This is a genomic window from Kitasatospora sp. NPDC059646 (assembly GCF_042734615.1).
GTDB lineage: Bacteria > Actinomycetota > Actinomycetes > Streptomycetales > Streptomycetaceae > Kitasatospora.
The window spans coordinates 82,038-92,882 of sequence record NZ_JBHWDS010000027.1 but is presented as its reverse complement, the minus strand read 5'-3'; the positions used below and the strand labels follow the sequence as shown (position 1 = coordinate 92,882).

The following is a 10,845-nucleotide window of genomic DNA, read 5'->3' as shown; positions in this document are numbered from 1 at the left end:
TGTGGACGGACGGTGGAGGGGGCGTAGCGCCGCGTGCCGCGGCCGCCCGACGAACGGACGGCCGCGGCACGCGGGTCGACGGCCGGTCAGTAGCCGCGGGCCGGACGGTTCGGGTCGGCCTGCTGCACCTTGGACGCCAGGTCGTGGCCGTCCGCCGAGACGTGGTAGCGGCTGCGGATGTAGTTCATCGACGCCGCCACGTTCGCCACCGGGTCGTAGATGTCGGTGGAGGTGCCCTTGACGTGGTACGCCGCGAAGGTCGGCGGAATGGTCTGCCAGCCGCCGCGGGAGCTGTTCAGCGGCGCGCCGTCGGCCTGCTTCGCACCGTGCGCGTTGGTGTCCCACAGGTTCACCTGCGAGCCGGGCGCGTTGTACGTCGACTCGCGCTTGGCGATGGTCAGCATGCCCTTGGTCCAGGCCTCGCGGGCCGCCGGGTCGGTGACGCCCATCGCGTCCAGCGCCTGCGCGATGTACTCGCGGCAGGCGGCCTCGCCGCTCTTGTACTTGCCCTTGCCGCCGTACGTGACCTCGCTGGTCTTGATCGCTCCGGCGTGCGAGATCTCGGTCTTGGGGTCGTTGCCGTGGTTGTTGCCGCCGCCGTGGTCGCCGCCGCCGTGCTGGCCGGGCTTGTTCGGGCTCTTCGGCATCGACGAGCCGGGCTTCTTGGCGCCGGGCTTGTTCGTCGGCGTGTGCTCGCCGCCGCCCTTCCCGGGGCTCTTCGGCGCGGGCTTGGTGGAGCCGGGCTTGCTGACGCCCTCGTGGGCGCGCTTCTCGGCCTCCTGGTACCGCTTGATCACGGTGCCGATCTTCTGGGTGTCCTCGGCGAGCCCCTTGGTGAGCTTCTCCTTGGTCGCCTCCAGCGCCGCGACCTGCGCGTTGATCGCGCTCACCTGCTGCTCGACCTGCGCCACCACGGCGCCGAACCCGATCACGTTGCCGAGTGCGCCGGCCGCCAGGTCGGTGGCGACGGCCTTGGCCATCACGTCCTTGATCCGACCGGTCTGCTTGGTCATCTCGTTCATCCGCTGCTGGAGCGCGTGGAAGTCCCGCTGGATCTTCGCGAGCTCGTCCAGCCTGACGCCGAAACCAACTGTCATGTTCTGTCTGCTCCCCCGTCGAACCTGACGCGCGTTCAGTCGTTTATCCCACCACACGGCCCCCCGCGGCAATCACCGGCCCCCCATCGCGTGCGCGGCTACCCGCCGGACGGCCCGGGCAAACCACCTGACCGGGCCCTTCGCCGAGATGCCGGGGGGCCGACGGCGCGCGATCATGGCAGGTGCGGACCGCCCGACGGCGGATCCGCACCCGATCGCGCCGACCACCCGATCGACCGGCGTCCTACCGGAAAGGCTGGGATTCGATGTTCCAACTCCTCTGGATTCTGCTGATCGGCTTCGTGCTGGGCGTGCTGGCCAAGCTGATCCTGCGCGGGCCGCAGGCCATCCCGTGGTGGCTGACCATGCTGCTCGGCGCGGCCGGCGCCCTGCTCGGCAACCTGGTGGCCGGCTGGATCGGCGTCCGCCACACCTCCGGCATCGACTGGATCAGGCACCTGCTCCAGGTCGCCTTCGCGGTCGCCCTGGTGGCCTTCGTCGCCCCCGCCTGGAGCAGGTCCCGTCCCGGCAGATGACGCCCGCAGCAGCGCCCCGCCGCCCGTCGAGCAGTCCGCCCGGCGGGCGGCGGCGCGTGCGGTGACGCCCCGTCAGGCGAACCGGGAGCTGCGCACCGGGCCCGCCGAGCGGACCCGGTCCCGGCTGCCGGTCGCCCAGGTGGCGGCGGCCCGGGCGGCGAACGCGGCCAGCGCCTCGTCCGGGTCGGCCGGGGTCTGCCCGTCGCCCTCGTCCGGCTCGGCGGACGCGGTGCGGATCCGCTCCGCGAGCTCCGCCGCCGGCCCGTCCTCGGTCGGCCCCTGCTCGACCCGGCCGTCCTCGCCGACCCGCAGGTTCGACTCCCACGGCGCGACCACGTGCTGCACCAGCAGGCCGCAGACGTCCGCCGAGACGGCCGGCGGGTCCGTCCAGCACGTCGCGTGCTCGTACAGCACCTCGCCCGGCGCCCGCTCGTACAGCGCCCCCACCAGCTCCTGGTCGCACTCGTTCAGGTCGTACGCCACCACCAGCGCGTCCGCGACGCCGCCGCCCGGGCGGTACGGGGCGGCGGGCAGGCCGAGCAGCGCCGCCGCGGCCAGGCCCAGCGCCTCGCTGCCCCGGTCCGGCAGCAGCGCCACCGAGGACGGCCGGCGGCCGGCGGCGGCCAGCACGGTGCGCAGCCGCTCCAGGCCGCGCCGGCAGTTCTCCCAGCTGTCGCCGAGGTACGCCCAGCGGCCGGTCATGCCCTGGTCGTACCCGTGCGGCGAGAGGGTGGCCAGCAGGCCGCCGGTCAGCGTGTAGTGCCAGCCCCGCAGGTCCTGCGGGCCCGCGGGCGGGACGGCCGCGGCGCGGGCCAGCGAGCGGCGGATCCGGTCGGCGGCGGGCTGCCAGGTGTCGCCGTCCGGCGCCGCCAGCGCCTCGAACACCTCGCGGGCCAGCTCGACCCGGCCGTCCATCAGCGCGTTGTGGGCCAGCAGGTAGCCGTCCGGCCAGTCGCCGGTGATCGCCCGGTGCTCCTGCAGGACGGCCACGGCCTCCGCGTGCCGCTCGCCGTCCTCCAGGGCGACGGCCAGCTCCAGCAGCACCTGCCGCGGGTTCACCTGCGCGCCGCCGCCCCGCCCGAACAGCTTCCGCTTCACCGGGGCGGACCCGGCGACCAGCGCCTCCCGCAGCGCCGGCACCGCGAACTCGGACAGCCCGTGCTCGATGCACGCGTAGCCGTAGGCGTACAGCGCCCCCGCGTCCGCCGGCCGGGAGGCGAGTGCGGCGGCCGCCTCGGCGAGGTCGTCGATGCCGACCGACCGGGCCAACGTCCCGGTCACCGGGGCGACCTCACCCGCCGTCAGTCCGTCGACCACCCGGCGCAACTCCCTGACCGCCCCCTGCGGGTCGTCCGCCTGGAGCAGTTCCCACGCCTTGGCGAGGTCCGCATGCACGCAATTTCCTCCGGTTCGAACGGTGCCGCCGGCCCACCCGGTTCGCACACCCGCCCGATCATCGCGGGTTCCGGGCCGCCCCGGGAAACCGTTTTCCGGGCCGGGCGCGCTCACCGGGCGCGGGGCGGCGCGCCTCTCAGCCGCTCGCGGCGGCCGCGGCCGCCGCCAACGGGTCGGCGAGCGGGCGGCCCAGCAGCTTCTCCAGGGTCGGGTCGGTGGCCGACAGGAAGCCGTGGCGGATCGAGGTGGCGAGGGAGCTGAGCATGGGGGGCTGGAAGGGCAGGAGGCCGGGGGCGGCCAGGGTGCGGGCGCGGTAGGCGGCGAGGTCGATCGGGCGGTGCGGAACGCCGAGGGCAGCGGCGACCCCGGCGGCGGTGACGGGGATGCCGACGAGGTCGTGGACGAGTCCGGCGTGCGGGGCGGGGTCGGCGGCGACCGCGGCTGCGGCGGCGGCCAGGTCGGCGCGGGTGACGGCGGCCAGCGCGCCGTCGCCGAACGGGGATTCGAGGCCGTCGGGGGTCCGGACGAGGAGGCTGCCGAAGAGCTCGGCGTAGAGGCCGTTGCGGAGGACGGTGAACGGCAGGCCGCTGTCGCGGACCAGCCGTTCGGTGGCGCGGTGGGCCGCCGCGAAGGCGAGGTGGTCGCCCGCGGTGGTCAGGCTGGTGTAGACGACGTGGGAGACGCCGTCGCGGACGGCCGCGTCGAGGACGGCGGCGTGGCGGGCGATCACCACGTCGTCCTCCGCGTAGCCGGCGGAGACCAGCAGCAGGGTGGCGGCGCCGCGCAGGTCGAGGGTGGCGGGGTCGTCGAAGTCGAGGTGGCGCATGCCCTCGCCGGGGGTGCGGCTGCCGCCCGTGGCGGGGACGCCCGCGGCGTGCAGCGCGGCGAGGGCGGCCGCGCCGAGGTGTCCGCTCGCTCCGGTCACCAGAATCATGATCAGTCAGCCTTTCGCCGTCGTCCGTACTGGTTCTCTTCGGTAACCAGTGGCTACGGTTGATCCTCGACCGCGCGCCGACCGCCCACAAGGAGGCAGTTCGATGTCACCGACGCACACCGGGGTAACCACCCCCGCCGCGCTCGACCCGTGCGGGCGGCACGACCATCCGGACTGCGGGATCCGCGACGTGCTCGACCGGATCGGCGACAAGTGGTCGGTCCTGGTGATCGTCGAACTCGCGGGCGGGCCACGGCGGTTCAGGGAACTCCAGCGCGCGGTGGAGGGCATCTCGCAGCGCATGCTGACGCTCACCGTGCGCCGGCTGGAGCGGGACGGACTGGTGCTGCGCACCGTGTACCCGACCGTCCCGGCGCAGGTCGACTACCGGCTGACCGCGACGGGTGCGGGGCTGACCCACCTGGTGAAGGCGCTCGCGGACTGGTCGCTGGCGCACCGTGCGGTGATCGCGGAGGCCCGGCAGGCCTACGACGCGGCGCACCCGGAGAACGGGATCCGCTGACGGTCCGGGAGGGCGGGGCCGCCCTCCCGGACGCGTCGGCTCAGTCGGGGATCCGCCGGAGGCCGGCGGGCGCCGCCGGCACCTGGAGCGGGTCGGAGACGGACTTCGCGGTCAGGCTCGGGAACTGGCCGCCGTAGCCGACGGTGTTGAGCGCGACCACCCGGTAGGTGTACGCGTTCGCCGGCGAGGAGGTCATGTCGACGAAGGTGCGGTCCTGGTGGGTGTTGGGCTGGTCCAGCGGCGAGGCGATCGTTCCGACGTCGGTCCAGGTGGTGCCGTCGGCGGAGCGCTGGACGGTGAACGAGGTCTCGGTGATCGAGTTGTCCCGCCACCGGAGTTGGACCCTGGCGTTGCTGCCCTGGCCGGCCACGGTGGCGCTCAGGCCGTCGGGTTTGGCGGGGGGCAGGGCGAGCGACTCGGGCCGCATCATGTCCATCTCCTCGTGGCTGAGGATGTGGCAGTGGATGACGTACTCCCAGCCGTAGTTGACCAGTTGGTTGGTGATCGCGGCGCTCGGGTTGCCCTGCGGGTCGACGTTGTTGAACATCGAGGTGTCGCCGGCCGGCATCGCCGGGTCCAGCAGCCGTACCGAGTTGGGCACTTCGAAGGGCGTGGTGGGCACCACCGGGCGCAGCGCGACGACGGTGTCCTCCAGCGGGCTCATCCGCACCGTGTCCTTCCAGCCGAGTTCGTTGGCGTCCGGTCTGAGCACGATGTTGTCCCAGGTGACCCGGTTGAGCAGTTGGACGTCGTAGAGGTGGAAGTGGATCGGGTGGGTGTCGACGCCGTTGTGGGTGAAGCGCCAGATCTGGGTGCCGTCGGCGGTCGATCCGATCGGGGTGACCTTCACGTCGCCCTTGGGCAGGTTGGTGCCGTCGACGAGTTCGGTCTGCGGGTTGATGTAGGGGTAGAGGGTGGCGTTCTGCGCGCCGGGCGTGGGTGGTTGGGCTTCGACGCCGAGGGTGGCCTGCATGCGGCCGTAGGCGTCGAAGCTGGTGGCGTTCATCTCGTCGTGGATGGCCTTGGGCTGCAGCGGCAGCGTGCTCCTGGAGGTCGGCGCCTTGAGGGTGTTGAAGTTGAAGCTGGTGGTGTCGTTGACCCGGACGAGACCGTCGCAGGTGTTCACCGTGGAGTTGGCGATGTTGCAGTTGCTGCCGTTGGCGAAGCCGGTGCCGTAGGCGGAGTTGTACGCGGCCTGGCCGACGATGATCGGATTCTGGCCGGACTCGAAGACGCCGGAGCCGTCCGCGTGGTGGCGGAACGCGGCCTGCAGCTTGGCCAGGTTGAACGCCGGGGCGGGGGCGGTGTCGGCGACCGTCACCTGCATCACGGTGCGGGTGTTGGGGCCGTAGCCGGGCATGGTGCTGGGTGCGCCGGCGGGGGCGAGGTCGGGTCCTCCGGTGTAGTAGTCGTAGGAGGCGATGCGGGCGGGGTAGGCGGCGGGCGCGTCGTTGTAGAGGATCAGGGTCTTGCCGGCGAACTTCGAGAAGTCGACCAGCACGTCGGCCCGTTCGGCGGGGGCGACGACCAGTGAGTGCTTGTCGACGTTGCCGACGTCGAAGCGGGTCGGGTCGGTGATCCAGGTGGTGGGCTGCTGGCCGTCGATGACGGCGGGGGCGGGCAGGAAGCCGCCCTCGTTGGCGATCTGGATCCAGCTCGGTCCGGCGGCGGCGTTGTGCGCGTCGACGGGGGTGGGCGAGACGTTGGGGTCGGTCCGGGCGGCCTTCAACTCATCGGGCTTGAGGGCGACTTCGGTGGTGCCGTCGCCCTGGTTCGGGTCGGCGGTGTACCACTGGAAGTTGAAGAACCGGTCGTTGGCGGCGTTGAGCAGGCGCAGCCGGTAGGTCTTCGGCTGGACGGTCAATCTGGGGTAGGCGACGCCGTTGACCAGGGGCGTGTCGTTGAACTGCTCCATGCCCATGGAGATGTTGGGGGTGCCGGGGATCTGTTCGGGCTCGCAGTACGGGGCGGCCTGGTACTGCCAGGTCGTCGGGTCGTCCAGCCTGCAGTGCGGGTCGTGGTACGGGTTGGGGATCGGCCCGTAGGTGGTGTCGCCGGCCGGCGGCCAGAACCAGGGCCCGTACATCCAGCGGCCGTAGGAGCTCATGCCGCTCGGGTCGCCGGGGTTCTGGGCGGGCATGTAGACGTGGTGGTACCAGAAGCTGCCCTTCCCGCCCCAGCGGGCGGCGTCCCAGGTCGGGTCCTGGCCGTAGGAGACGCGTCCGCCGCCCGCGTCGAACCGGTCCTTGAGCTGGGAGTCGTCGGGCACGAAGGTGCGGTCCTGGACCAGCAGGGGCAGGGTCGACGCGGCGTCAGGGATGGTGCCGCTGCTGATCAGCGCCTTCTCGGTGTCGTCGGTGACGGTGTAGCCGGCGGCCTCTCCCGCGTACACGTTCAGGCGGGTGATGCCGTAGGAGTGGTCGTGGTAGAACATCAGCCGCGCGCTCTGCTGGTTCGAGTAGTAGAACGTCGAGCAGCCGTCGTCGGCGGCGGCGCAGAGGGTGGCGCCGGTGCCGTCCACCATGTCGGGCACGTTCTGCACGCCGACGCCCTGCGGCCAGTCGGTCTGCTCGCCCGCGGGGGTGATCCACTGGTGCGGGGTGCCGTCGCTGATCCACGGGGTGATGCCGCCGTGCAGGTGCAGGGTGGCCCGGTTGTCCTTGTAGCAGCCGGACTTGGCGTTGGTGCAGGCCGGGTTGCGGACCTCGTCGGTGACGGTGGAGGCGTTGCCGGGGGCGGGCATCGTCATCGGGCCCATGCCGGCGCCCATGCCGGTGCTGTCGACCGGCAGGAACAGGTCGCCGGCGGCGCCGGTGGGCAGCAGGTTGCGGAACACGATCCGCACCGGCCGGTCCTTGGTCGCGGCGATCAGCGGGCCCATCCACTGGGGTGCGGCGACGCCGGTGTACGGCAGTTGCTGCCGGGTGCCGTCCATCAGCTCGTTGTACAGCGGGACCTTGCGGCCGGGCACGGCGTCGGTGGAGAGCTGGACGTAGCCGCGCACCAGGGTGGGCGGCAGGTCGGAGGAGAACCGGGTTCGGTACTGGACCAGGCCGATGACGTACTGGTCGGCCTGCTTGCCGCCGGTGGTGACGGTCTCCGGCACGGCCTCGGGGATGAACTTCGCGGCCGGGGCGGTGGTCGGGTCGGCGAGCTGCTGGACGTCCGGGCAGCCGGTGCCGTTCGCACCGGGGTTGCAGGTGGTCGGCAGCGCGTCCTGGAACTTCTTGATGCCGGGCGACAGGTATCCGGCGCCGGGGCTGGTGACGGTGATCGCGCTGATCGCCCCGATGTTCGTCACGGCGGTCACCGCGGCCCCCGAACCGCCGTTGCCGGTCGGGTCGTCGACGGTGACGTCGGGCGTCGAGGCGTAGCCGGAGCCGGGCGTGTCGACGGCCAGCGAGAGCAGCTTCAGTCCGCTGGCGGCGGCGGCCGGCGTGGCACCGGGGATCGGGTCGGCCAGCGTGCCGTTGCGGACGGTGACGCCGGGCGCGGCGGTGTAGCCGCTGCCGGGGTCGTCGACCGTCACCTTGGCGATGCCGCCGCCCGGCGTCAGGTCGGCCGGTTCGACGTGGCCCTTGGCGACGGTGCCGTCCGGCTGGGACGGCAGGTCGAAGTCGACGGTCGGCATGGTGTAGCCCGCGCCGGCGTCGGTGACGGTCACGGCGGCGACGCCGCCGGACGCGGTGGCCGCGGCCCCGCTCCCGCCGCCGCCGGTGACCGCGACCGCGAAGCCGCCGTAGCCGCTGCCGCCCGCGCCGACGGTGTAGCCGACCACGCTGCGGGAGGACTGGACGGCGGCGGTGGCGGTGGCCTCGGTGGTCCCGCCGCGCACGGTGACGGTGGTCGCGCCCTCGACGTAGCCGTGGCCGGGCGCGGTCACCTCGATGCCGGAGATGCCGCCGGTCCGCGGGTCGACGGTGGCGGTGGCCTCCGCACCGCTGCCGCCCGGCAGGGCGAGCTGCGCGCCGAACGAGTACGTCCGGTCCTGCACGGCGTAGCGCTCCCAGCCGGGCGCGCCGACGGTCACGGTGGCGCCCTGGGCGGGGGCCGTGCCGGTGGGCGGGCTGGTGCTGCCGTCCGCCCCGGCGGGGTACACCAGGGTGTCGGTCGGGTGCGCCACGCCGGTGTCCACGGGGACGCCCTGGCCGTAGAAGCCGATCAGGTCGCCGGCCTGCACGGGGGTGTCGGGCATGTCGTACGCGGTGACCTCGCCGCCGGCGGCGCCCGGCGCGGGCACCGTGCGCAGGCCGCTGTCGGCGACCACCGTGTACTGGTCGGCGGTGCCGGTCGGGCGCAGCACGTAGCCGTGGAACACGCCTCCGGCGGAGCTGCTGGGGCTGCCGCCGGGGGTGGTCTGGTTCCAGGTCCGGAACGCCTTGAGGGTGCCGGCGGGCAGCGGAGCGCCCGTCAGCAGGACGAACACGGGGGCGAGTTGGCCGGTCGGGGTGGCGTAGTCGGTGGCGTAGGCCCGGGCGGTGAGCGGGTTGCCGACCTGCTTGCCGGTGTCGCTGCTGATGCTGACCTCGGCCCGGGACAGCGTCAGCGGGCTGTTCGCCCAGTTCGGCCAGGGCCCGAAGTAGTGCGGGACCTTGCTCTCGTCGGTGGGCCCGGCCGGCGCGGCGGCGGCGGCCTGCTGGAGCTGCGTCGGCGGCAGCCCGAGCAGGGCCGCCACCACCGCCCAGACGCCGGCCATCGCGACGAGGTGCCGCCGCGTGCGGCCCGGCGGCCGCGTGGTGACGAGGTGCCGCCGCGTGCGGCCCGGCGGCCGCGTGGTGTGGCGCGTGAACACGCCGTTCTCCTTCCTGGTCGGCACCCGGCCGCCCGCGCGGGTCCGTCCCTTACGGCGCGGCGGGACGGCGGGTGCCGCGGGGGTGTGCGGGGCCGTGCCGCCGGCCGGCCACGGGCTGCGGCGGATGCGGCCCCCAGTGTGCCGACGGCCGATGGGCGGGCCGGCGGAGATGACAGTCTTGTCATGGGGACGTCATGACGGCACATCAGCTCCGCAGAGCGCACACAAAGTGCGATAATCATCCGCAACTTGGGGCGGTTGCCCCGGTCCGGATCCGGGGCGCGGGGAGGCAGGACCGAGCATGGCCCGACTGCTGGTCGTCGAGGACGAGGCCCGCCTGCGCGCCTACCTGATCCGCGCCCTTGGCGCGGACGGCCACCTCGTCCAGGGCGCCGGATCCGGCCCGGAGGCCGTCCACCGCCTCCGCGAGGACGCGTACGACCTCGTCGTCCTCGACCTCATGCTGCCGGGCTTCGACGGCTTCGAAGTGATGCGGCAGGTCTTCGAACTCCGGCCCGAGCAGCGGGTCCTGGTGCTGTCCGCCGTGGTCGACGTCGCCACCCGGGTCCGCTGCCTGCGGATCGGCGCCGTGGACTTCCTCGGCAAACCGTTCGCCACCGCCGAACTGGTCGAACGGGTACGCTCCCGGCTGCGCACCGCCCCCGCCGGCGCACCCCAGCGCTGGCTCCGCGTCGGCGACGTCGCACTCGACCTCGAACGGCAGGCGCTCGGCATCGACGGCCGACAGATTCCGCTCTCCCACCGGGAGTTCATGCTGCTCGGCCACCTGATGCGGCAGGCCGGCCAGGTCTGCAGCCGACACGAACTCCTGGCCGGCGTCTGGGGCTACGACGACGCCCTGGCCAGCAACGTGGTCGACGTGACGGTCCGCCGCATCCGCGGCAAGGCCCCGCGCCCGATCATCGAGACGATCCGCAACGTCGGGTACGCGTTCAGTGCCACCCACTGACCCCCCGCGCCCGGGGCGACACCGCACCCCTGACACCACACCGGGCCGCACGGACCGTGGCGTGGCACCCGACGCCCTCTTGATTCACACGCCCCCCAGCGGCGCTCCCGGCACACCGACGACCCGCACGCCCGGCGGCTCGGCACCCCACACCCCTGACGCCCCGACCGCCCCCACGCCCGGCGGCGTGACCATCGGCACTTCCGGCGCACCGACGGCCCCCGCGCCCGGCAACCCGGCACTCGACACGCCTGACGCCCCGTCCGCGTCCGCGCCCGACTGCCGGGCCCCCGGCGCCACCTCGGTCCGCACGCGCGGCGGCCTGACACCCGGTACCACTGACGCCTCGTCCGCCCTCGTGCCCGACGGTGCGACCGCAAGCGCCCCCGACGCCCCGACCGCCCCCACGCCCGGCAGCCCTGACGCACCGCCGGTCCGCACGCCCGACAACCCGCTGCGCGACGTCTCTGACACCCGGTCGATCCACACGCCCGGCGGCGTGACCACCGGCACTCCCGGCGCACCAACCGCTCCCACGCCCGACAGCCCTGACGCACCGCCGGTCCACACGCCCGACATCCCGCCCCGCGACGTCTCC

The 10,845-nt window shown here is 73.6% G+C and carries 7 protein-coding genes and 1 pseudogene; 4 read left to right on the top strand and 4 right to left on the bottom strand.

Annotation, left to right across the window (positions count from 1 at the left end; translation table 11 throughout):
- Positions 1 to 86: 86 nt before the first annotated feature.
- Positions 87 to 1,097 carry a hypothetical protein gene (locus ACFV1L_RS20520; RefSeq protein ID WP_380367725.1) on the bottom strand — a complete coding sequence of 337 codons (1,011 nt, stop codon included), beginning with the start codon at positions 1,095 to 1,097 and terminating at the stop codon, positions 87 to 89.
- Positions 1,098 to 1,363: 266 nt separating this feature from the next.
- On the opposite strand from ACFV1L_RS20520, the gene ACFV1L_RS20515 reads away from it, so the two are divergent.
- On the top strand, positions 1,364 to 1,633 hold the full coding sequence (locus tag ACFV1L_RS20515) for a GlsB/YeaQ/YmgE family stress response membrane protein (RefSeq protein WP_380367723.1): 270 nt from the start codon (positions 1,364 to 1,366) through the stop codon (positions 1,631 to 1,633).
- Positions 1,634 to 1,705: 72 nt separating this feature from the next.
- Here ACFV1L_RS20515 and ACFV1L_RS20510 read toward each other — a convergent pair whose 3' ends face one another.
- Together ACFV1L_RS20510 and ACFV1L_RS20505 are read right to left on the bottom strand one after the other, a co-directional pair.
- Entirely contained in the window at positions 1,706 to 3,028 is a 1,323-nt protein-coding gene (locus ACFV1L_RS20510) for a hypothetical protein (RefSeq protein WP_380367721.1), read from the bottom strand.
- Positions 3,029 to 3,164: 136 nt separating this feature from the next.
- Positions 3,165 to 3,962 carry an NmrA family NAD(P)-binding protein gene (locus ACFV1L_RS20505; protein WP_380367720.1) on the bottom strand — a complete coding sequence of 266 codons (798 nt, stop codon included), beginning with the start codon at positions 3,960 to 3,962 and terminating at the stop codon, positions 3,165 to 3,167.
- Between the two features lie 103 nt (positions 3,963 to 4,065).
- Between ACFV1L_RS20505 and ACFV1L_RS20500 the strand changes: the two genes are divergently transcribed.
- Positions 4,066 to 4,485, top strand: coding sequence for a winged helix-turn-helix transcriptional regulator (locus ACFV1L_RS20500; RefSeq protein WP_380367718.1), 420 nt, complete (start codon positions 4,066 to 4,068; stop codon positions 4,483 to 4,485).
- A gap of 40 nt (positions 4,486 to 4,525) precedes the next feature.
- On the opposite strand, the gene ACFV1L_RS20495 is transcribed toward ACFV1L_RS20500, so the two are convergent.
- The gene (locus ACFV1L_RS20495) at positions 4,526 to 9,277 is read right to left on the bottom strand and encodes a multicopper oxidase domain-containing protein (RefSeq protein WP_380367716.1); all 4,752 of its coding nucleotides are present in this window, start codon (positions 9,275 to 9,277) and stop codon (positions 4,526 to 4,528) included.
- A gap of 301 nt (positions 9,278 to 9,578) precedes the next feature.
- Between ACFV1L_RS20495 and ACFV1L_RS20490 the strand changes: the two genes are divergently transcribed.
- A complete protein-coding gene (locus ACFV1L_RS20490; RefSeq protein WP_380367714.1) occupies positions 9,579 to 10,247 on the top strand; it encodes a response regulator transcription factor in 669 nt (222 codons plus the stop codon).
- A gap of 187 nt (positions 10,248 to 10,434) precedes the next feature.
- Positions 10,435 to 10,845 (top strand): annotated as a pseudogene (locus tag ACFV1L_RS20485) (hypothetical protein); the annotation flags it as partial.